At 62.1% G+C, this 22,746-nt stretch carries 19 protein-coding genes; 9 read left to right on the top strand and 10 right to left on the bottom strand.

Going from position 1 to position 22,746, the window contains the following annotated elements:
• Positions 1-49 precede the first annotated feature (49 nt).
• The 5 genes from G391_RS0105140 to G391_RS0105120 all read left to right on the top strand — a co-directional run bounded on the left by G391_RS0105140 (position 50) and on the right by G391_RS0105120 (position 6,321).
• Positions 50-1,147, top strand: a complete 1,098-nt coding sequence (locus G391_RS0105140) for a glycosyltransferase family protein (RefSeq protein WP_156893844.1) — start codon at positions 50-52, stop codon at positions 1,145-1,147.
• Positions 1,148-1,151: 4 nt separating this feature from the next.
• Positions 1,152-3,335 carry a hypothetical protein gene (locus G391_RS0105135; protein WP_029086572.1) on the top strand — a complete coding sequence of 728 codons (2,184 nt, stop codon included), beginning with the start codon at positions 1,152-1,154 and terminating at the stop codon, positions 3,333-3,335.
• 17 nt (positions 3,336-3,352) lie between these two features.
• Complete coding sequence (locus tag G391_RS0105130) at positions 3,353-4,273, top strand: NAD-dependent epimerase/dehydratase family protein (protein WP_029086571.1); 921 nt, start codon at positions 3,353-3,355, stop codon at positions 4,271-4,273.
• A gap of 8 nt (positions 4,274-4,281) precedes the next feature.
• The gene (locus G391_RS0105125) at positions 4,282-5,181 is read left to right on the top strand and encodes a GNAT family N-acetyltransferase (RefSeq protein ID WP_029086570.1); all 900 of its coding nucleotides are present in this window, start codon (positions 4,282-4,284) and stop codon (positions 5,179-5,181) included.
• 126 nt (positions 5,182-5,307) lie between these two features.
• Positions 5,308-6,321: a class I SAM-dependent methyltransferase gene (locus tag G391_RS0105120; protein WP_035303603.1), complete on the top strand. Its 1,014-nt coding sequence runs from the start codon at positions 5,308-5,310 to the stop codon at positions 6,319-6,321.
• A 147-nt stretch (positions 6,322-6,468) separates the two neighbouring features.
• Here G391_RS0105120 and G391_RS13900 read toward each other — a convergent pair whose 3' ends face one another.
• From G391_RS13900 to G391_RS0105095, 5 genes are all read right to left on the bottom strand, one after another.
• Positions 6,469-7,746 (bottom strand): tetratricopeptide repeat protein, encoded by a 1,278-nt coding sequence (locus G391_RS13900; RefSeq protein WP_029086568.1) that lies wholly within the window; start codon positions 7,744-7,746, stop codon positions 6,469-6,471.
• Positions 7,747-7,901: 155 nt separating this feature from the next.
• Positions 7,902-9,173, bottom strand: a complete 1,272-nt coding sequence (locus G391_RS0105110) for a sulfotransferase family 2 domain-containing protein (RefSeq protein WP_029086567.1) — start codon at positions 9,171-9,173, stop codon at positions 7,902-7,904.
• Between the two features lie 13 nt (positions 9,174-9,186).
• On the bottom strand, positions 9,187-10,116 hold the full coding sequence (locus tag G391_RS0105105; protein ID WP_029086566.1) for an NAD-dependent epimerase/dehydratase family protein: 930 nt from the start codon (positions 10,114-10,116) through the stop codon (positions 9,187-9,189).
• Between the two features lie 73 nt (positions 10,117-10,189).
• Positions 10,190-11,359, bottom strand: a complete 1,170-nt coding sequence (locus G391_RS15115; protein ID WP_051257127.1) for a DUF2793 domain-containing protein — start codon at positions 11,357-11,359, stop codon at positions 10,190-10,192.
• A 60-nt stretch (positions 11,360-11,419) separates the two neighbouring features.
• A complete protein-coding gene (locus G391_RS0105095; protein WP_029086565.1) occupies positions 11,420-12,562 on the bottom strand; it encodes an AGE family epimerase/isomerase in 1,143 nt (380 codons plus the stop codon).
• Positions 12,563-12,778: 216 nt separating this feature from the next.
• Here G391_RS0105095 and G391_RS0105090 point away from each other — a divergent pair, with 216 nt between their 5' ends.
• Complete coding sequence (locus tag G391_RS0105090) at positions 12,779-14,104, top strand: mannose-1-phosphate guanylyltransferase (protein ID WP_029086564.1); 1,326 nt, start codon at positions 12,779-12,781, stop codon at positions 14,102-14,104.
• A 48-nt stretch (positions 14,105-14,152) separates the two neighbouring features.
• On the opposite strand, the gene G391_RS15110 is transcribed toward G391_RS0105090, so the two are convergent.
• The 4 genes from G391_RS15110 to uvrC all read right to left on the bottom strand — a co-directional run bounded on the left by G391_RS15110 (position 14,153) and on the right by uvrC (position 17,545).
• On the bottom strand, positions 14,153-14,500 hold the full coding sequence (locus G391_RS15110) for a hypothetical protein (protein ID WP_156893843.1): 348 nt from the start codon (positions 14,498-14,500) through the stop codon (positions 14,153-14,155).
• 74 nt (positions 14,501-14,574) lie between these two features.
• The gene (locus G391_RS15105) at positions 14,575-14,976 is read right to left on the bottom strand and encodes a hypothetical protein (RefSeq protein WP_156893842.1); all 402 of its coding nucleotides are present in this window, start codon (positions 14,974-14,976) and stop codon (positions 14,575-14,577) included.
• Positions 14,973-15,449, bottom strand: coding sequence for a hypothetical protein (locus G391_RS0105080; RefSeq protein ID WP_051257124.1), 477 nt, complete (start codon positions 15,447-15,449; stop codon positions 14,973-14,975). Before G391_RS0105080 ends, G391_RS15105 begins: the two co-directional genes overlap by 4 nt.
• A gap of 215 nt (positions 15,450-15,664) precedes the next feature.
• Entirely contained in the window at positions 15,665-17,545 is a 1,881-nt protein-coding gene (gene uvrC / locus G391_RS0105075) for an excinuclease ABC subunit UvrC (protein ID WP_029086562.1), read from the bottom strand.
• A 93-nt stretch (positions 17,546-17,638) separates the two neighbouring features.
• Here uvrC and G391_RS0105070 point away from each other — a divergent pair, with 93 nt between their 5' ends.
• Entirely contained in the window at positions 17,639-18,925 is a 1,287-nt protein-coding gene (locus G391_RS0105070) for a cystathionine gamma-synthase family protein (RefSeq protein ID WP_029086561.1), read from the top strand.
• Positions 18,926-18,929: 4 nt separating this feature from the next.
• Here the strand turns inward: G391_RS0105070 and G391_RS0105065 are convergent, their stop codons facing one another.
• Positions 18,930-19,796, bottom strand: coding sequence for an alpha/beta hydrolase (locus G391_RS0105065; protein ID WP_035303597.1), 867 nt, complete (start codon positions 19,794-19,796; stop codon positions 18,930-18,932).
• A gap of 178 nt (positions 19,797-19,974) precedes the next feature.
• Here G391_RS0105065 and cysD point away from each other — a divergent pair, with 178 nt between their 5' ends.
• Together cysD and cysC are read left to right on the top strand one after the other, a co-directional pair.
• A complete protein-coding gene (cysD, locus tag G391_RS0105060) occupies positions 19,975-20,883 on the top strand; it encodes a sulfate adenylyltransferase subunit CysD (RefSeq protein ID WP_029086559.1) in 909 nt (302 codons plus the stop codon).
• On the top strand, positions 20,874-22,742 hold the full coding sequence (cysC, locus tag G391_RS0105055) for an adenylyl-sulfate kinase (protein WP_029086558.1): 1,869 nt from the start codon (positions 20,874-20,876) through the stop codon (positions 22,740-22,742). Before cysD ends, cysC begins: the two co-directional genes overlap by 10 nt.
• Positions 22,743-22,746: the final 4 nt, after the last annotated feature.

The raw sequence follows: 22,746 nt of genomic DNA, 5'->3' as shown, positions 1-22,746 counted from the left end.
GGGGTCGGGTGTGGTCAAGACCAAACCTAGGATTGTCGGCATATCGGATGTGAGCATCGGCTATGGATCACCCGAGGTCCCGGCTCTGATGGACTCGATCTGCCGCACCTTTGGCACCAGCGGCCTTCTGATCGAACCGGACGAAATCAGCCGTCCGCCCGTAAAATGGACCTGGGACCCAGCGTTCAAGCTCGAACGCATCGCCTCAATCTTTCCAGATCACACCCCCGCCTGGCATCGTCACTTCCAGTCGAATGCCCTGCGTAAAATGGAAGCGGTGGACCCTGATATCCTGGTGATCTTCGGCTCGAGCGTGTTCACCAGCTTGATGGGGCTGCGCAAGCGACCGAAGTGCATCATCTATCACGCTTATGAGTTCATCTCCTCTCTAGGCGAGCACGACAAACTCGCCCACGAGGTCATGATTGAGGATGTTGATCTGGTCATCACGCCGGAGATCGAACGCCTCATCATAGATGTCGAAGGCTTCAAGCGTTACCCTGAGAAGGTCGCTGCCATCTACAATGTCGCGGACATCAGCTATCCCGATCCGGTCATTTCAAAGCCTGCTGATCAGCGCAATGGTCGTATCCTGTGGTTCGGGACGCTTCATCGCACCCAGGCCTATGCCGAACATTTCCTGTCGCCAAGCGTAGCGGACATCGGCTTTGATCTGTTTGGGCGCATCACCGATCCTGATCCAGAAAGCCTGGCACGCAAGATCGAAGCCGCCCAGAACCTGCGCTATTTTGGCGTGGCCGCGGCCGAAGAGCTGAATGCCCGGCGTGCAGAGGCCGCCTTTTCGCTTGTCTGGTGGAATCCCGAGATGAACGCAGGGGCCTACTATCTGGCCTCAAACCGGTTCTTCTGCGCCGTTCAAGCGGGCGTTCCCCCGATCTGCGGGCCGCACCCTCAGTGCGTCGATCTGATCCATCGCTACGGGTGCGGCCTGATCATGCCGGATTGGAGTCTGCCCTCGTTTGAAGCCACCGTCCGGGACGCGCTGGCCCTCTACAAAACTCCCGCCTATGCCGAGATGGTCGAGAATTGTGCAGAAGCGACTCGACGCGAGTTCAACTGGGGTGCCCAGTATGACCGGATCAAACACCAGCTGGTCGACGCGACCGGCCTAGCACAGGTGGCTTGACTCGATGGCGCGTTTCATTGTCGTCGACAAGCTGATCCGATCCAGCGGCGGGCACTTTCTCGAATACGCGACCCGTCTGGCTGACGGCTTTCGCGAAGCCGGGTATGAGCCCGTTCTTCTGGCGAACAACAGGTTCAAGGGTGAAAAGCCAGAGGGCCTGCGTGCTGTGATCGAGTTCGATTACGACCGCGTCGTCCTCGGTGCAGACCGTAAGGCCAAGAAAATAGAGGCCCGGGCCCGAGCCAGGCTGGCGGCCAAGGCGCGCCGGGAAGAGCGGTTACGGCTCTCGTCACTCGGCGTTGCATCCGCTGTATACCATGACCTGCTCCGCGGAGGCGGTGCCCGTCAGGATCGTCGGTCGATGTTTGTGGCCTTGTTCGTCTTCTGCGGCGTGCTGGCCACACGACTGCTGATATTGCTGGGCCTTGTGCTGCTATGGCCATTCAAGAAACTGTTTCAGGGTCTGGGCTGGTTTTTGGGTCGCCTCGGCTCAGGCCGCGCCGGTGACTGGGTCCGCGCCCGCATTTCCTGGGCACGTGAGTATGCTGTGCCCTCTGGTCAACTCCGCGCTGCCGCGCTGGGTGTGCGGGATGTTCTGAATGACCCCCGAGGAACGCGCGCTCAGTCAAACTCGATCATAGCCGCGCTCGACCGGATGAAACCCAGGCCGGATGACATCCTGCTGTGGACCACGGTGAAGGAGGCCGACCTTGAGGTTGCCCTCGAGGTTGCCCGTGCAAGCCAGGCCGGACGAGCGCCTGTTTGGCATTTCATTTTTCGCGAGCCGATTTTCCTCAACGAAGGGGCCCACTATCTGACCGGTCAACAACACCGGGGTCTGCGCTCCAAGCTCCTGGAGCTTGCCGCCATCGACGGCCTGCGCATTGGCTGGTGGTGCGATACCGAGGAACTGGCCGAACAGTACTCGACCCTGGGCGCAGGGACGTTCGGTGTGCTCCCAGTGGTCATGCCGGAATCTCTGGCCACCTTCGCCGAAGACGGTCGTACGACTACGCCGGAGCCCGGAGCGAAGATCACGCTCGGCTATTTCGGCGATGCACGCCCAGAGAAGGGATATGGGATTCTGCCTGAGCTTCTCACCGCCCTTTCCCACCGCAAGCGAGCCTGGAACGAGCGCACCTTGGGGGTGATCCGCACGACGCGCGATCTTGAGGCAGCTCAATCTGAGCTGGACCGATCAACAGTTTCATTCCGAGAGACTTTGATCCGCCGTCGGCGTGTTCGTATGGCCGAGGCGCGCGTCAAGGCAGCTTCAGAAATCCCGGATCGTCTGTCCGGGGCCCCCGAGTTTGGCCTCCTGGCGCAGTCCAACTTCAATGTGCCTGATGGCTCTGCCCTGACCCGCAGCTCACGTTACCGACTTCTGGCGCGCGACGATATCGGGGCGGAGATCTACACAGTGCCACCAGCGTCAGAGGGCTACGTCGCCAATTTCGGTCGATCCGACATTGTCGTGCTCAACTATACCCACCCCCTTTATCGGGCAGGCAGCTCGGGGGTATTTGCGGAGGCCATTCTGGCGGGCAAGCCCGTCCTCGTCACCGACCAGACCTGGGGCGGGCGCCGGTTGCGAACTGCGCCAGGCTACGTTCAACACCTGTCGGACCTCATCGACAAGCAGCCGGGCATTTGGTTGTCGGGCGATCCGGCTTCGGTCATGGCGACTAACCCGGCTTGGGTTCTGCCGCCGTCCTCAAGCACCCACCTGGCCCTGCGCGTGCACTTCGCTGACCTTTCGGTCACTGACCAGCTCAAGGCGGTCGTCAACATCCGGCTTGTTGACGGATCGGTCATCACGCGCGAGCGCAACCTGTGTAGCCGTCTGCCGAAGGCCGTGGCGGTGATCCGCCTGCCGGAGGCCGCCCTGGCCCTCAACGTCAAGATCGAACGCCTCAATCCTCGCCTGACGCCGGATGATTTCCGTCTTGAGACGAAGCTCTTGAGTCATTCACCCGAAGATGGTCCCCTCTGCGCCATCGGCATGATCATCGGAGATGCAGACGAGGCGCTGGACGCCACCGTCGAGATGGGACGACATTTCGCCCACTACCGTCGCACTGCCTCAGCCTGGTCATCAGAATGGCAAGAAGAGCATCTGACTCGCCATGCCGTGGTGCGCATCGTGAGGACCTCAGAGGCCGCTCGCCCGGATAGCCGGCAAGCGTAATAGTTGGAGAGCCAGTCATGTCGTCAATCTTGCTGACCGGAGCTGACTGTGTCCTGGGTCGCCATATCCTGGCGGAACTCCGCAACGCCTTTCCGGATCAGGAGGTCTTCGTCCTATCGGGGACCGAGCATGATTTGTCGGACCGCTATGCGATGTTGAACCTTTTCGACAGCATCCGTCCCTCTGCGGTTGTTCACCTGGCGTCGACGCTCGACAGGAATGACCTGTGGTTCGAGGTGGCGGACCGGATCAATGTCGACCTCCTGTCATTGCTCGTTCTATCTGAGGCAGCGGCCTCAGTGGGGTGCAACAGCTTCATAACCGTCGCACCAGCCCGAACCTATCCTCTTGGCGCGACGGTCCCATTGGTCGAGGCGGATTATATGTCGGGTGAGCCGAGCCGGATGGATGCCCCGCTAGCTCAGGTTGCGCGCGCGGCGGTGATGCTGGGCGAAAGCTATCGCTGGCAGTTTGGCATGATCTCGACGCACATCGTGCATGGCTTGATCTTCGGTGAACTGACCGAGGCCGAGGATGAACCCAACCTGCCCAGCGACATCATAAAGATGGTGTCCCGTGCCAAGAGGCTGCGCGAGCAGACCGTAACGGTGGACCATGAGGGCGCGGCCCTATTGGATGTCATCTACGCGGGCGACTTGGCTCGCTCGGTCATCGCGACGACGATGGCCCCAAGAGGCGGCGTGGTGAATATTACAACTGGAGAGGTGTCCGTACGCGCCTTCGCTCAGGCCGCTGCGCGGGCGATCGGTTACGAGGGGTTTCTGCGTTTCGGACAAACGCCCCTGGATTCTCGAGTCCTGTCGACAGATCTAGACAGCGGCTTGAATTCCGAGCGTCTCTCCTTGGGCGAAGCCCTGAACCTCGTGGCGCTTCAACTTGAAACCAAGTCGCGGCATCGACTCGCGGTGATCGACTAGAGCGATCCATGATTCTGAGATTGGCCGACCGGACGACCGACGACGCCGAAGCGTTCTGCGCCCTGTCCAACAGCCTCTACGCCCGCAAGGTCACGCCTGAGTATTTCTTCTGGCAGTTTCACGACGGCCCCAATCGCCCCTCCCTGGCAACGGCCTGGGAAGATGGGCGAATGATCGCCGCCTACGGCGTGCATGTCTGCGCCGGTGACGCCACCCGCCCCGCGCGGGCCATGACCCTGGACAATATGGTGGCCGAGGATGCCCAGGGTCGCGGCCTTGTTCGCCAGGTGGCCGCGCTCGCCCATGAGCATGCGCGCGGAGCCGGGACAGATGTCCTCTGCGTCGTTGCCAATGCACGCTCGTTGCGCGCCCACGAACGACATTTCGGCTGGCAGCGGTGGCGCACCCTTCGTGATTGGCAGGCCACGACGTCAGGAGCTCGCGACGTTGATGCGCAGGTTGTGGAGGTCGCCGCGCCGGATGCAGGCCTGGCGACGCTGCAAACGGATGCCTTCTATGCTCGCACCCCCGACTTTCTGTCCTGGCGCACCCAAGCCAATCCACGCTACGCCTATAGGTGGGTCGAGGTCAGAAGCTCAGCCGGCCTGCGCCTGGGTCAGGCTGCGACCAAGTTGTTCCGCGATCCGATCAGCGGAGCCGGTTTCGGCGATATTGTCGCCCTGCATGTCCCCGATAGTGGAGATGTCCCAAGGCTTGTCGGAGCCTTGCAGCACTGGTTCCGCACCCAGGCCGTTTCGACCGTCGTGACCTACCCGATTGGGTCAGATCAGGAACGCGCACTGCTCCGACTGGGTTTCGAGCCGACGGCACGAGAACGTTATGTTGTCGGCCAGGGGCAGCAGCCTCCCAGGCTGTCCTGGGGTATGCTCGATGTTGATGTCTACTAGACCGCGTCGTGTGCTTCGGCCGTGCTCTCACCCTGCCCTGTATCGCGATGACAGCAACCCGAACGGACGTTGCACCTTACGGTGGGGTCCGCTACCGATATCCGCCCGCACGCTATGGAGTTCACTTTGAGCCAGCTTGATCGCAGTGAGATTGATGCCTTAATCGCCGGTGCCGACTGGCGGCAGCGTTGGGAAATTCTTCCTGGTATCTTCACTTCCGGTGTATCCGATATCGACCCCAAGTACATCCTGGACGAGTTCGGCGTCCCCGAGGATTTGACCGGCAAGCGCTGTATCGACATCGGTGCCTGGGACGGGGCGTTGACGTTCGAGCTGGAACGCCGGGGTGGGACGGTGCTCGCTGCAGACATCCAGCACCCCGACGCAACAGCTTTCAACACCGCTCGCACGATTCTGGGTTCAAAGGTCGACTACCTGCAGGCCTCCGTCTACGACCTTCCTGACCTGCTTGCCGGACAAGAGTTTGACGTCGTCATCTTCCGCGCCGTCTGGTATCATCTGAAAAACCCGATTGGAGCCTTTGAAGCGATTTCGCGCATCTCGGCAGCGGGGGCTATCCTGTGTAGCGAGGGGGAAATCCTTCGCTACTATGCCGAGGACATGAGCGGCCACCCTATCGACAGCTCCCTGATCGGGCAGCTGGCCGACCTCGATGTTCCAATCACGCTTTGCTACCCCGGCACCTATAAGGGGGGGGAAAACTGGTTTGTCCCGAACGTTGCCTGTTTCAGGGGCTGGATGACGGCCTGTGGCTTTGAAATCGTACAGGATCGAATTTGGGAGGACCATTCGCTGAATGGTCAGCGCCTGATCGTGACCTGTGTGCGCACGACAAACAACATCGCGGTCGAGCACACCGTGCTCGACAAGGGATGGCGCAAGCAAACCGACAGCACATCCAAGGTGGTCAAGGGGCAGTTGATCCGCAACTCGCGCCTGAGCACCGTGGCGGCAGCTACAGAGGCAGTTGGTAAGACGCCCGAGGCCAGTACGCCGAGCAACACAGGCATCAGCAAGGCCAAGTCGGCGTCTCAAGCCGGTTCGAAAGCCGGAAGCGGAAGTTCAAAGCCCGCAGCCCCGAAAGCTGGGGCGAGCAAGGCCAAAAAGCCCAAAGCCTGATCTATCGGCCTGATCCGAGCCCATAGACTTGCCGACGCCGAGGGGCGTGGCATTAGTCGCGAGGACAAGTCACGTTCGGCTTGATCTTCAGGCCGAGAACGAGATCGGGCGCTCTAGATTAAAGGCCTGATATTGAACGGCAATCCGTCAGGAGTTGGCCTTGCCGTCCCGTTTGCTTGGCAGGGCCGGCATTCCGCTGGGTCCGTCATTTCCAACGAGGCTCATTAGCTCGACAACGGCACGGCCAAAGGCGTTGGGTTGTGGCCCCTCGAAGCCGGGGAGGTGCTGTTCGATCTGAATCGAGGCAGGGTTCAGCCGGGCCGTTTCCACATCGATCTCATCGACGATAGCCTCATGCGCCAGCTCCAGTCGCATGAGGTCGTCGTCGAAAGGCTCGCCACGACCGAACGAGTCATCGACCACTCGATCAGGTGTGTAGACATCGGCGGCATGCCGAAGATCTAAGCCGAGCGCAGATCCAAGAACCGCCAATCGTTCCCGCCCGATCTTCTCGTGCTCCACCACCAGCGTCTGGGGGAGTTGGCGAGCAATGTGAACGAACAGCAGCAGGGTTTGCGCCACAGACGTGATCCAGTCCGTGGCGTCGCCACCCCACCGACGCAGACACGAACTGATGATCGACCGCGGTTGCCGGAGAACCCAAACCGTCGTCCAGAATCGACGCCGCTCCAGATAGTCGCGCAACAGCGCGAAATCGTGCCCCTGCGTTGTCGGACCCAGGACAACTTTCTCGCCCACAGCCAGCATCCCGTTCGCCAGGCCGTCGAGATAAGCCTCACCCGTCGCGTGGAGGGGTACGCCAGCCACAACCGGCGCGTACGCACTTTTTGTGGACTGGTTCCCGACCCGCTCGTGCATGAGATTGAACCGATCGCGAAAATAGGGCCTTCCCCGATCTCGATACAAATGAGCCTCACCCAGCAAATGGACGCGATCTGCTGTGTTCAAGGCGGTCAGCAATACGGTTGTTCCTGAACGGGCGTGCCCTACGACGAGAAGTCGTGGGGACTCTGGAGGCGTCTCCCGCCCAGGAAGAGAGGCGAGCGCATCTTGATACGCGGCGATGTCGGGGGCCAGGGCAATGGCACGTTCGAAATGCTCTCGCGCCTCATCGAATTGGAACAACGCGCGCGCATAGGTGCCCAGGCCAAAGACATAGTGGGCATGCAGCGGGGCCAGGACCACGGCTCGACGACCAGCCTCGAGAGCTTCCTTCAGACGTTGTTGGCTCGCCAGGCTCGCCCCCAGCCAATAGAAAACGCCGGCGTGATCCGTACTCTCATCAAGAACTTGGCGTAGCACGGCCTCGGCTTCTACAAAGCGTCGCTCTTCGTAGTGGCCTGATGCCAGCTTGACGGCCTCATCGCTGACCGTCTGGCGTGGCGTTATTGCCTCTGTCCCCATCGAACGACTCCACAGCCACGGTCATGGTTACCGTCGTGTCCTCCCGACCCCTGAGCCGATGTCGAGGATCCCGGACAGCCAACCATATAGAAGGATCGCGGGTTATCGATAACGAACGGGTCAACTAACAAAGAAGACCGCTTCGTGTCTGGAGATCACGACGCAACTCGTCGCCGGACGGGAGACAGGTTGTATAGAGCGATACCAAGCTGACGCGTATCGGTATTTATACCCATGGCTTCGCCTGAAATCGCTTCGGGTATTTCTATGTCGACGCGAACCCGGCGCACGCCAGTCCCCGGGATATCAAGCCTGATCGGAACCGGCTCCAAGGCGCTGCACACCAATGCTTTCTTCTGACCTGTCACTTCGTAGGTCGAATCCCCCCCTAGGAACACCACATCAAGTGCCTCGCCCCCATTGACCCGCCAACGGCTGAGCAGGGTTTTGCGTGTGACCGGCAGGAAGGCCCCCACCTTCACTACCACCGCCTCGATGTCATCGGATACTTCAAATTCGAGGCGAGACTCCTTACCATCGCTCCAGGCGTGCCAGTCTTCACGATCTGCCCACCCCCCAGCCAGAACTCGGGGCCAGACATCCAGGCCGGGAATGTTTATCGAGGCCCCTGGAACCAGCCGCCGGGGTCGAACAGGTCGGCCGTGTTCCGTGACCTTGTCTGCTAATCGATCATTCACAACCTCTCTGACAGCCTGGGCGTGGATAACCAGCTCGCGGTCGAGCTCTGTCAGCTTGGCCAGAAGGTCGGCAGCCTCCGCGTCGATGCCAACGACTTCAGCAGCGTTGAAACTGTCGGCGTGATGCTGAGCGTTCAAATCCGTGACATTTACGCTCTCGAGCGGGAGGCCCCGAAAACTCAGGCTCCTCTGAAGCTGAATAACGTCTGCCTCCAGAGCTTCTTGCTCAAGAATGAAGTCCAGCCTCTCAATCGCGGCTTTGCTCTGGCTGAGGCGCTTGGCAGGGCTCGCTTCCAGGTCGCTGCAAAAATGCCCGACAACGACATTGTCGACCCAGGGGCGTACGTCCTCGTGCGACAGCCATTCCTTCAATGGAAGTGTTCGGGCCAGCCGAACGACCGGATTGCCCTCTCGGGCTGCACCCAAATCGTTCAAGGAGCGCCAGTACCGATAGTCCGATACGATCCGGCGGATCGGGTCACGAAATGTGCTTATAAAATATCGATGGCGCGAAGACGCGGGAATTTCACGCAAGGGACTGTGGCCAGCAAATAGATCGTACTCATCGCTGTACATCTCAAGGCCCCCCCATCTTGAAAACTTCTCCCCGATGTTCTTGCGCAGGAGATCGAAAAGTGCCTGCCCTCCGGTCTTTCGGACATGCAGAAAAATCAGCTGCGGGACGAGGTGGCCCTCCTTGTCGCCTGTAGTGCGTTTCTGTGCCGACATTGACTACTCCCCCTTACACGTTCGCGTAGCGCGAATTCCGCAAAGTCGTATAACCCCTAATGAGCTCTGGTATCCCACGATCCAGGGTCCAGTCCGGCGACCAGCCCGTGGCCTCCAGCTTTTCGTTCGAGACGATGTAGTTTCGCTTGTCCGGGTCCTCCCCGATCAGGGCCTCAAGGTAGGTGAAGCTAGGCACGAACTCCTGAATTTTGGCACACAACTCCAGCTTGGACAGGTTGGCGCTGGACAGACCCAGATTATAGGCATTGGACCGCATGGACTCATAGTTCTCGATGCCATGCATGAAGCCCTTCACCACGTCGCGAACGTGGATGAAATTGCGCTTGAAGTGACCCTCAAAGATCACCACCGCCCGGTCGGTGACAGCCCGCCAGGTAAAGTCATTGACCAGCAGGTCCAGACGCATGCGCGGCGCCATGCCGAACACCGTGGCCAGGCGGAATGAAATACCCTGTTTGTCCAGGACCGCGTTCTCGGCGGCCATCTTGGTGACGCCGTACAGCGAGATCGGATTGAGCGGCGTCTCCTCGGTGCAGAAGGTATCGCCCTGCCCCAGGCCATAGCCGGAGTTGGTAGTCGGATAGACCAGGATCTGCGAGGTCGAGGCGCGCATGGCCAAGGCAATCACCGCGTCCTGGTTGGTCGTCTGGGCCGCGATCGGGTCTTCCTTGCACAGGGGTGCGCCGACCAGCGCGGCCAGCGGGATCAGGACATCGTGCTGCGGAACCAGATCGTCCAGCAGTCGCTCATCGCGACAGTCATGGCGGATCGGATTGAAACCGTCGTACGGACAGGCCATCGCCAGGGCCGTATCCCCGCGTGCAAAGGTGTCCACCACCGTGACCTGGTGACCCTGTTCCAGAAGGGTGGGAACCAGGATGGAGCCGATATAGCCCGCACCGCCCGTGATGAGGATTTTCATGATCAAACCTTGCGAGAAACCGGGCGTCTAGTGGCGGTCCCTCCGCGCGGAGTCAACTATAGGCCACGGAGGCTCAGGCCGACCCAGCCTCCAGCCCGGTCACTCTCTGGGCGAGGGTTTGGACGGCCGCAACCAAAGGCGCGATCAGCGCTTCGTAGCGTAGCGACTGGCGACTGGCGGAATCCGAAGGGTCGGCAAGGATCCAGCCGGCCCAGTCCAGGTCCGGCGGCAGGGCGTCGTGAACCTCCTGGGCGATGAAACCGGTATGGAGGCGTTGACCCGCTCTCGGCGCAAAGACGGGCTTTCCCTCGGGGCTGGTCGCGGGGCTCTCCACCATCCCGGCCTGCACATAGCGGAAACCCCGTGGGCGAAGCGCCAGGATGAACCCCAGTCCCAGAGGGCTATCGATCATGTCGGCTTTCTCGCGCGCGTCTGAGGTCGTGATCGCCCCGGACTGGGCATAGACCGCTGACCAAGGATAGCTCGAGGTGCCGCAGGCATAGGTGTTGGCAACTGCCGGCTTCAGGTGGCCCGAATTATCGACCAGGACCCGAGCGGCCCCGCCCAATTCGACGGCAAGCCGTCCCGACGCATCAATCGTCAGACAGCACCCATTGATGTCGTGGCGCGTCATGTAGATTTCCGGGCGTCCCTCCCACGCCCCGATCGACAGTCGGATGTCCCCTTCTCGGTCAGGATCGCTGTCGCCGTATCTCGGCCCCAGCCAGACCATGTCGCGCTGGCTTCGGCCGATGTGCAGGGGCGCACCGGGCATGTCGTGATGCACCCCCACCCGACCTGCAGACGTCTTCAGTTGATCGTCTCCGACCTGCAGCCCGTTGACGGGAAGTGATAGCGGGCCGGTCATGTCATCACCCGCGCGCGCCACACGGTCCGACGCCAGGGCGCGCCAACCGCCGGCCTCGAAGACCACGGCCTCACCGTCATCCTCGACAAAGGGCGTCCAGCCGGTGCGCGGCGCGAACTCAAGCCACGCCCCGGCGACAAGACCGGCCAGTGCCCCATCCGCCATTGCGGACCATGATCCCCCCGTCTTCCCAGGCGGCAGGATGTAGAGGTCGCCGTCGTGCGCCGAAGGTTCGGTCGTTTCTGTCCGACTTCGAACGGAGCACTGCACGAGGAGATCGAGCTGATCGAGAGCCTCGTTGTGTGTCACATGTTTGGAGGCCTGACCGTCGGCGATCAGGGGAAGGTCAAGGGTCGCAGTTGTCTGGCTTGGCATGAGCACTCCTGTTGGCAACAGGATGCCCGCGCGCCCGCAGACGGGGATAAGTGCCACTTGCTAGCGGGGTCTCGTCTCAGAGAATCGCAGCAATTCCGCGAAGGCCAAGAAGACATGATACAGCGTCGAAGCGGGCACATTGGTCGAAATGGCGCGACCTTGGGCGTCGAAATGGTCGCTCCACAGACCTGGCATTGGTGTCGCCAGATACCGATCCAGTAGCAGACGGGCCGATCCACACATTCGCGCCGAGGCCTCCGGTGCGTCGAAGATTTCGCCCATGGCCACCCAGGCCTTGATCCGTTCCGTATTCGGCCAACTGCGCGAGCCAGAATCAAGCGGGCTACCATCATCCAGGATTTGCTGCGCGGTCACCTGGGTCGCTGGATCGACGCCAAACGTCTCGGCAAATTCGACCAGGGGCCCGATGGTGGCGGTATGATCATCCCCGGACAGCCGCTGATGCTGAGCCAGGATCCAGGCCCATTCGAACATGTGACCGGGCTCGACGATCCGTCCCTCCGGCGTGGCCGTTCGCGACCAGTCTTCGGCAAAGAACTCAGCCAGGTTTCGCCCATCGAAGAAATGCGTCTTGAAGGCATCAACCAGTTCGTCCGCCAGCAAGGCGAAACGAGGGTGTCCTGTGGCCTCCGACAGGATCAGCGAGGCCTCCAGCAGGTGCATATGCGGGTTCTGCTGGCGAGGGCCTTCGGCTGGCAGAGCATGCTTAAAGGCGGCAATCGGGCCCCGCATTTCACGCTCGATGAAGTCGACCGCCAGAAGCGCCTGATCCAGCCGGTCAGCCTCACCGGAAGCCCGCATCCACCAGCCCAGGGCGAACAGACCAAAGGCCAGGTCGTATAAATCTGGCGTCGCGTCGATCACCGCCCCACGGCGGTCCTGAAGCCTGGCCCAGTATCCACGGTCGGCATCCCAGGCACGGTCGAGAAAGGCCAGGCCATGCCGCGCCAGGTCTATCCCTGAGGCATGTCCGAGCACGGCGGCGTGAGAGAAGACATAGATCTGGCGGCAGGTGACCCGGGTACGTTTGCCGGGCGCGCCGGCGTCTCGGCCCTGAAAATCGAGTTGCTCGACAAAACCGCCGTGCGCTCGATCGACGCCGGCCTGGGCCCAAAGCGGCAAGGCCGTATTGAACATCCAGTCGCGTACACGACCGGGCAGTTCGGCATCAGGAGCTGTCATCGTATCGGTTCGTGCCGTCCAGCCAGGATTCGCTTGGATCCTGCCAGGCGGCGGGACCCTGGCAGAACACCTATCATCGAACCGTCCGGGTGACACCAGTATCAAGAGAAATCAGCCTTTCCGCGGCCCGCGCGATTCGTCCGACCCGGCCGAGCAAGATTGTCCCCGCCCTGTATCATCAATAAAGAGGGCGCTCGGCGCGCTTGGGGCGACAGGATGATTTGGCCAGTAGTTCTTTGCGGAGGTTCGGGGACACGGCTTTGGCCGGCGTCGCGCGCGGACCGGCCCAAACAGTTCCTGTCCCTGGTCGCCGATCAGTCGAGCTTTCAACAGACATTGCTTCGTGCAGCAGACCTTGAAGACCTAGCACAGGTGATTGTCGTCACAGGACCAGCCCTAGCCGATCTCGTTGTCGAACAGAGTGGCCTAGTGGGCGTGGAAACTACCGTGCTGATTGAGCCAGAGGCGCGCGATTCCGCGCCCGCTATCGCGGCGGCGGCGGCCTATGTGCAAAAGCATGACCCCGATGGCATCGTTCTGATGCTGGCCGCGGATCATCATATCGAGCCGGCTGAGGTGTTCATTGCCGCGACCTATCAGGCGGTCGCGGCGGCACGAGACGGCTACATCGTTACCTTTGGTCTGCCGGCCAGATATCCCGCGACCGGCTTTGGTTACATCCGACCGGGTGAGCCACTGTCCGCCACGGTGCGGCGGGTCGACGCCTTCGTCGAAAAGCCGGACCTTGAAACCGCCCGTCGGTACGTCGAGGAAGCCCTGCTGTGGAACAGCGGCAATTTCGCTTTTCTGGCATCCAACCTGATGGAAGAGCTCGATGCGTTCGCGCCAACCATCTCAGCGGGGGCCAAGGCGGCTGTGGATCAGTCGACGAGCCATGACGGACGCATTCACCTGGACCCCGCCGGCTTTGCCACGACGGACAAGACCTCGATCGACTTCGCAGTCATGGAGCGGACGAACCGAGCCGCCGTTGTTACCGCCGAATTTGACTGGTCAGATCTGGGGACCTGGAGCTCAATCTGGGAGTCCTCTCGTCGGGATGGCGAAGGAAACGCAACGCACGGCGACGTTTCCCTGATCGACACGAACAACGTCCTGGCACGATCCAACGGCCCATTCGTCGGCGTCATCGGTGCTTCAGATCTTGTCGTTGTTGCGGAAGCGGACGCCGTTCTGGTCTGCCGACTCGACAAGGATCAGGCCGTAAAGTCGATGGTTGAAACCCTTCAGGCCGCTGGTCGCTCGATCTCTCGTCGGCACGCCACCACGCGGCGCGGGACATCGACGCATCAGACGCTTGCGCGCATCGGAAACGGGGCGGCGGAACTCGTCACCGTGGCCGCCGGCGGTCGGCATGTGCTCGAGGCGGGCCTGGTCGTCGTCCTCAGCGGCGACATTGACCTGGCGGGAGAAACCCTGTCGCAAGGCCAGTCGCACGCGGCTTGCGGCGGCGAGATCGTCAGCGCCATCGATGCGGCTGCCAGCCTGTTGGTCTGCCGCTGGGATGCGCCGGCGAGCTGACCTTAAAGCCCGCAACTGTCCGACAGCCACCCCGCCTGAGCGTTCCGGCTATTCCGCTGCGAGAGCATTCCTGAACGGCAAGGTCGGTGCCTGGTTGGCCCGTTGGAGGGGGGCTTCGGTCGCGCCTTGCATGTTCATATGCGCCAGGGCCAGTTCCATCCGCAAACGTTCGATCTCCAGCTCATAGAGCTCGGTACAGTCGATGCGCCGGGGGCGCTGCCCCAGCGGCACGACGACCCGGGCATAGGCGGACGTGGTCGCGCGACCGAACCGATCCTCCGATCCAACCACACCGGCATCCACATATGGGCCACCGCCGCCGACCGAACTGCGGCAGGAAATCCCCCCCGAAGCCTGCACCTCGTCCTGCCCATAGCTAGGCGTATGCGTCGGCAAGGTAACGCCCGAGCTTGAATAGACATAGGTTCGGTCGCCGTCCGCGCCGATGGCCTGGGCCTGCGCCGGCGTCGTCAGCGAAAGGGCGCCAAACGCGAGGCCCAGACATGCGAACAGACCTGCCCTCGCGCCACGCCGACGACCCCCTCCACGAGCGTTTCTGCACATATGTAGATTTCCCTGTTTGTCGCGCCGTCGAACGACGCGGCGAAAATGACTCGTTTCTGAGCAGCCGGAGCCAGCTCAAAGGAAGGACTGTCCGTCCAATAGGCGATGGGAGAGCCGTCTGGCTCGAAGGCCGTGATCTGGAACGTTCGGCTGTCTGGATATGGGTTGGCCACGACAAGCCTCACCACATAACGCTCCCCGATCGACCCGGTCTGCACCCGCATCGGCGTCACCGTCTGTGACTGCACGCCACTTGCAGACGCCGCCAGCGCCAGGGCGGCGACAACGGTGGTGCGGGTGGCCGTCACGACGCGACACACCTCACCACGACATCCGCAGAATAGGTGCCGGCTGGAAATATTCCCGTCTCGTTTCGAGCCGTGAGTTCAATCGCCAGGCTTGTGAGGCCCAGTCCAAGATTCAGCGGGACCAGGACGTCGGTGACGAGGCCGATCGTTACGCCGCTGGCCTGGTAGCTCACGTTCAGTGTTTCGGGCTGGCCGTCTGCCGGTGCCTGGCTGAAGGCGGATGGCGCGTCCACTTGCAGCTGATAGCCGAGGCCGGTCGAAAGCACCGTCGCGGTTCCAGAGACGCCTCCCGGCCCGTCGCTCGACAACTCATGGCCGTCGCTCGATGGCACGAGCACACCCGGTGTCCCCAGGATCAGGCTACAGCTAGGTAAAATGGTACCATTGAAGGTCACCGTCGAAGATTGGGCCAGAACCGGTGAGCCGAACAACGATACGCTGAATACTGAAAGCAGAAATAGACCACGCGCCATGTCTTCCTCCTATAACGCGAATCCATATTCTGTAGAATTGGTTACCCTAAGATGTATATATTATATGGTATTTTGGTACCATATACTTCATGCAATACTTTTTGAATAGGAATCAGAATATCATTTCTGTATTGATCATGTACCGAATATCATCGAACGATGTTATTCGTTCATATAACGATGCTGGTTAGTTTGAAATCAAGACCTGGAGTCGCTCAGGCGCGTCGAAAGTGTGCGTGAATACGCTCGGCAAGAGCTTCGCTTATACCGTCAATCTTCATCAGATCGGCCACAGCCGCTCGCGACACCCCTCGGGCTGATCCAAATGCGTGCAGGAGCGCCTTCTTGCGGCCCGGCCCGATGCCCTCGATGTCGTCTAGCGGATTGCGCTTGATATCGATGGATCGGCGCTTGCGGTGCGCCCCAATGGCAAAACGATGGGCTTCGTCTCGAAGACGCTGAAGATAGTAGAGCGCCGGCGATTTCATCGGCAGCATGAAGGGCTCGCGTCCACGGATGAAGAACCGCTCCATCCCGGCATCGCGGTCCGGCCCCTTGGCCACCCCGACGAGCGGAATGTCTTCCAGCCCGAGCTCGGCCATCACGTCACGCACGGCACCAAGCTGGCCTAGCCCGCCGTCGATCAGCACCAGATCAGGCCGGATCACGTCCTCGCCGGCCCCCTCATCCTTGACCAGCCGACCGAAGCGCCGCCGCATCACCTCGGTCATCATGCCGAAATCGTCGCCGGGGGTCAGGTCCTCGCCCTGGATGTTGAACTTGCGGTACTGGCTCTTCTGGAAGCCTTCAGGGCCGGCGACGATCATGGCACCGACGGCGTTGGTCCCCTGAACGTGAGAGTTGTCATAGACCTCGATCCGCTCGGGCCGCCCCTCCAGGCCGAAGGCCTCGACCACCTCATCGAGAATTTTGCCCTGCGCCGAACTCTCGGCCAGGCGTCGTCCCAGGGCTTCACGCGCATTGGTCAGGGCGTGATCCACCAACGCCTTGCGATCACCGCGCTGAGGCCGCTCGATCGCGACGACCCGGCGCGCATCATTCATCTTGGCCTTGAGGGTAAAGGCTTCTTCCAGCAGGTCCTTTTCCAGCGGAACCACATTGGCCAGGATCAGGCGCGGGACCGGCTTGTCCTCATAGAACTGACCCAGAAAGGCCGACAGGATTGCCGCCTCTTCGTCGGACCGGTCCACACGGGGGAAATAGGCCCGCCCGCCCCAGTTCTGGCCACCCCGATAGAAGAATACCTGGACACAGGCCTGCCCGCCCTCGGCATGGACCGCGAACACATCCGCCTCGGCTAGGCCCTCCGCCGACACCGAATTCTCCATCGAGATCGCCGACAAGGCCCGGATACGGTCACGCAACCGTGCCGCTGTCTCGAAGTCCAGATCGTCGGACGCCACCTGCATTTCGTCGGACAGCCGTTCGATCACCGCCCGCGACTTGCCGCGCAGGAAGCTCTCGGCCTCATCGACCAGCTCACCGTAGGCTCGAAGGTCGATCAGCCCGACGCACGGGGCCGAGCACCGCTTGATCTGATGCAACATGCAGGGCCGGGTCCGGCCCTCATAGACGCTGTCCGAGCACGACCGGAGCAGGAACGCCTTCTGCAGGGTGGTCAGGGTCCGGTTGACCGCCCACGTCGAGGCGAACGGCCCGAAATAGTCCCCCCTGATGGTGTGTGCCCCACGATGCTTGGCGACCTGTGGGGCCGGATGGTCGCGTCGGATCATCAGCTCGGCGAACGACTTGTCGTCGCGAAGCACGACATTGAAGCGCGGCTTCAGCTTCTTGATGAAATTGCTCTCGAGCAGCAGCGCCTCTGTCTCGGTCCGGGTGGAGACGAACTCCATCGAGCGGGTCAGACTGACCATCAGGCCGATACGCTGGGTATGAAAACGGCCTTGCGCATACTGGGTCACGCGCTTCTTCAGGTTGCGCGCCTTGCCGACGTACAGACACGTCCCGTCCTCGCCGTACATGCGATAGACACCCGGCCCGTCCGGCGCGCGACGCGCCTCGTCACGGATCAGATCCGCCGCTTTCAACCCGGGTGTTTCGGACGCCTGATCCATCGTGCCGATATAAGACCACCATCGACGAGACGAAACGGCCCGTGATTTGGCGTCGTGTCGACATGTCGGTTACGAACCGCCCCGGAGGACGTCATGCCCAAGCACAAAAACCGCACGCTCGGAACCCGCACCCTGGCCCCCGAAACCCTGATGATGGGCTACGGCTATGATCCCGCCCTGTCCGAGGGGGCGATCAAGACGCCGATTTTTCAGGCCTCCACCTTCGTCTTCAAGTCGGCCGAGGACGGCAAACGATTCTTCGAGGTCGCCTACGGCCTTCGTGAGAAAGATCCCGATGAGGCGCTGGGGCTGATCTATTCGCGGATCAACAATCCGAACCTGGAGATCCTCGAGGATCGCCTGTCGGTCTGGGACGCGGCCGATCGCACCCTGGTCTTTTCCAGCGGCATGGCCGCCATCACCACCGCCGTTCTGGCCGTCAGTCGCCCAGGCGACATCGTTCTCTATACGGCCCCGGCCTACGGCGGCACCGAATACCTGTTCGACCGGATTCTGCCCCGCTACGGCGTCGAGGCTCGTGCCGTCCCCGCCGGAGAGGGGTCCGCCGTCCTGAACGAGGCCATTCAGACCGCCGCCGAAGACGCTGCGGTACGTGGCGGTCGCCTCGCGGCGGTCTTTGTCGAAAGCCCCGCCAACCCAACCAATGAACTGGTCGATATTGCCCAGACTGCCCGCGATCTGGCGGCGCTCAACCAGGCGGAACGCCCGGTTCTGGCGGTTGACAACACCTTCCTTGGCCCCTTGTGGCAGCGGCCCCTGGCCCTGGGCGCGGACCTGGCGCTCTATTCGCTGACCAAATACGTCGGGGGGCACTCGGACCTGATCGCCGGGGCCTGCATGGGCCGGGCGGACATCATGGCCCAGGTCGCTGAGATGCGGACGATCGGCGGGTCAATGGCAGACCCCCATACCGCCTGGTTGCTGACCCGCAGCCTGGAAACCCTGCATCTGCGGATGGAGCGATCACAGGTCAATGCCATCACCCTGGCCGAGCGGCTGACCGGCCATTCCAAGGTGGTCGAAGTTCTGACCGCCGGCGGTGCTCTGGCCTCTGCCGAACAGCAACGTATCTTCGCCGAACAATGCGCCGGGCCCGGCTCGACCCTGTCCATTCGGCTGAACGGCGGTGAGGCCGAGGCGTTCCGCTTTCTGGATTCGCTGACCCTGTTCAAGCTGGCCGTCAGTCTGGGGGGCTCGGAAAGCCTGGCTTCGCACCCCTCCAGCATGACCCATTCGGACTACACGTCCGAGGCCAAGGCCCGGTGCGGCATCGGCGACAATCTTGTGCGGCTGTCGGTCGGCATCGAGAACGTTGAAGACCTCTGGGTCGACCTAGCCCAAGCCCTGGACCGCATCTGAGGCCTCAAGTGACGGCGGCAATGAACCTCGCAGCCCGTTCGCCTTCCTCGTCGCCGGCTTGGCCGAATTCGCTGTTGATCTCGCCATGGGTGTCACCGGGGGCGGAAATGACTTCGGCGCGGCCTCCCGCCGTCGTCAGCGCCTGGGCCAGGCGACGGCTCTGATCGGCCGAATCCTCGCGGCTGGCGATATGGAAAATCAGGAACGGCGGATAGGAGACGCCGGGCTGAACCCTCAGGATCGGAGACAATTCGGCTCTCTGATCGCCGAAGGCCTGATCGTACATTCGCTCCAGCAACCGCCCCACGGGACCGGGTCGGCGCGGTTCGGTCGCATCATAGCCGGCCCCGTCCAGCGGGATGACCGCTGCCAGATCGGACGGTGCCAGTCCGTGCGCGCCGAGATACTCGGGATCAACGCCGACCAGAGCGACCAGATGCGCCCCCGCCGAATGCCCCAAAAGCACAATCGGTCGGCCCGGAAAGCGATCCCGGACCCCGGCAATGGCTGTGGCCAGGTCTTCGGCCTGCTGGCGCGCCGTAACTTCGGGGGCCAGGCGATAGTCGACCGAAACGAGAGTCAGGCCATGTCGGACCGCATAGTCCGGCAAGTCATGCACCATCGCCTTGTCGCCATGGGCCCAGCCACCGCCGTGCACAAACAGCAGGATCGCAGCGGTCGCCGCCGGATTGTCATAGACGTCGAAGCTCTGAAGCCGGTGCGGGCCGTAAGCGACCGGGGCGCGCGGCGCATCGGACGTGCGGTCACCGGCACCCCCTCGCCATCGCCGTCCCGGCCTGGGCTCCTGTGCCTCGGCGGTCCCCGCAATCAACATCACGATCCCGGCCAGTAGCAACGTGCGTCGATGCATGCAGCCTCCAAATCCATCTCCAGGGTGATTCACGCGCCAGCCTCTCGAATCCGTCGCGCAGGTGTTCCGGGGCGAGCCATATGCGCGGGATGGTCGAAACGGCTTGATCGTCGACATGGCTCCGGCCTATGCGAAACTCTTGTTTGCTCAACCGGGCACCGCATCAAGTTTGACCCGTATGGCCCACCCCCTGACGCCGCACCTGAGGAGACTGGAGGCTGAGAGCATCCATATCCTGCGAGAGGTGGCAGCCGAATGCGAGCGGCCCGTCCTGCTCTACTCCGCCGGCAAGGATTCGGCAGTGCTGCTGCATCTGGCGCGCAAGGCCTTCTTTCCGGCGTCCCTGCCTTTTCCGCTCCTGCACGTCGACACTACCTGGAAGTTTCAGGACATGTACCGCTACCGCGACCAGAGCGTCGCCGAGGCCGGGGTCGAGCTGATCATTCACCAGAACCCGGACGGTGTGGCAGGCGGGATCAACCCGTTCGATCATGGATCAGGGCCGCACACCGACATCTGGAAGACCCAGGGCCTGAAGCAGGCGCTCGATGCCTATCACTTTGATGCGGCCATAGGCGGCGCAAGACGCGACGAGGAACGCAGCCGTGCCAAGGAGCGTGTCTTTTCGCTGCGGTCTGGCAGCCACCGATGGGATCCCAAATCCCAGCGCCCCGAACTCTGGCACCTGTACAATGCACGTCTGGCCGCGGGTGAGAGCCTGCGCGTCTTCCCTCTGTCCAACTGGACTGAGCTTGACGTGTGGCAATACATCGAGGTCGAGGACCTGCCGGTGTCCTCGCTCTATCTGGCGGCTCCACGACCGGTTGTTGAGCGCGAAGGTCAGCTCATCATGGTGGATGATGATCGGATGCCGCTGCGGCCTGGCGAAGTGCCCCAGATCCGGTCCGTCCGGTTCCGCACCCTGGGTTGCTATCCCCTGACGGGTGCGGTCGAAAGCCAGGCTGCGTCGATTGCCGAGATCATCGCCGAGATGCGCGGATCTGGGACGTCTGAGCGCCAGGGGCGTCTGATTGACCGCGATCAGACCGCCTCCATGGAACGCAAGAAGCAGGAGGGATACTTTTGACCTCCGACATCACCGCCGAAAGAGGCCTGCTGCGCTTCATTACCTGCGGGTCCGTCGACGACGGCAAGTCGACCCTCATGGGCCGCCTCCTGTATGAGTCCGGAGTTCTGGCGCAGGACCATCTGGAGAACCTGACTGCGGAATCCGCTCGCCGGACCGGACAGGACGGGACCATCGACTTTTCGCTGTTGTTTGATGGGCTGGAAGCGGAGCGGGAACAGGGCATCACGATCGATGTCGCCTATCGCTATTTCACGACGGCACGGCGCAGTTTCATCGTCGCGGATGCGCCCGGCCACGAACAATACACAGCCAATATGGTCACCGGCGCCTCGACGGCTGATCTGGCGGTCGTTCTGGTCGACGCTGCGCGTGGCATCGTCGATCAGACTCGGCGTCACGCCTGTCTTGTTGCGTTGCTGGGTGTGCGCCAAGTCGTCCTGGCCGTGACCAAGATGGATCTGGTGGGTTGGGACCGCGAACGGTTCCAGTCCATCGAGGCCGAGTTTCGCGAATTTGCCGATCTGATCGGCTTGACGCACGTGGTGGCCATCCCCCTTTCCGGGACCCAAGGCGACAATGTGGTCCGCGCGAGTGGTGCGACGCCCTGGTACGAGGGCCCGACCTTGCTGGCGCATCTGGAAACGGTCGACCTCGACCAGACCGCTGCGGCGCAACAGCCCTTTCGCATGCCGGTTCAATGGGTCAGCCGGGCCGACAATGTTCGGGGCTATGCCGGCCAGATCGCCGCCGGCACCATCAAGCCCGGAGATCGTGTCGTTTGCCAGCCGTCAGGTCGGACGACCACGGTGCAGCGCATCGTCGAATTTGAGGGGGACCGCGACGCGGCCAGCGCTGGCACCTCCACCACCCTGGTGCTTGCGGACGAGATCGACTGTTCGCGCGGCGACGTTCTGTCCGCCGCCGCCCAGCCCGCCGAAATCGCCGGTCAGTTCGAAGTCACCCTCTTCTGGATGTCCCGGTCGGACCTGATCGTGGGCCGGTCCTACTGGCTCCGGCTGGGCCCCACCCTGGTTTCCGCCCAGGTGACGAACATCAAGCATCGCCTCGATGTGAACACACTGGACAAGCTGGCCGCCAAGACACTCGAGATGAATGCGATTGGCGTGTGCAACCTGTCGGTAGACCGTGACATCGCCTTTGCCGCCTATGCCGAGAACCGAGAGCTGGGCGGCTTCATCCTGATTGATCGCCTGACCAACGCCACCGTCGGCGCCGGCGTCATCCAGTTCGCCCTGACCCGGTCACACACCATCCGGTGGCAGCATCTGGACATCTCGCGCGAAACACGCGCCCAAGCACTCGGGCAACGTCCCGCCGTGATCTGGTTTACGGGCCTGTCGGGATCTGGAAAATCGACGCTGGCCAACAAGCTCGAAAGTCGCCTGCACGCCGAAGGGCGTCACACCTATATTCTCGATGGCGACAACATTCGCCATGGCCTGTCGCACGATCTCGGGTTCACCGAAGCGGATCGGGTTGAGAACATTCGCCGCGTCGCAGAGGTCGCGCGGCTCATGGCCGATGCCGGGCTCATCGTCATGGTGTCCTTGATTTCGCCGTTTCGCGCGGACCGGGAAATGGCCCGGGATCGCATTGAGGCCGGCGAATTCATCGAAGTCTTTGTGGATGTCCCCCTCCAGGTCGCCGAAGAGCGGGACCCCAAGGGTCTTTACCGCCGGGCGCGGTCCGGCGAGATCGCCAATTTTACCGGCATCGACAGCCCCTATGAGCCGCCCAAAGACCCCGAGGTCTATATCGACACCCTCGCCGTCACGGTCGAGGACGGGGTCGCCAGCATTATCGACACCCTGAAGGCTCGCGGCGTGCTGCGCTGATCCC

Source organism: Brevundimonas aveniformis DSM 17977, assembly GCF_000428765.1.
Lineage (GTDB): Bacteria > Pseudomonadota > Alphaproteobacteria > Caulobacterales > Caulobacteraceae > Brevundimonas > Brevundimonas aveniformis.
This window is presented reverse-complemented; position numbering and strand designations above follow the sequence as displayed.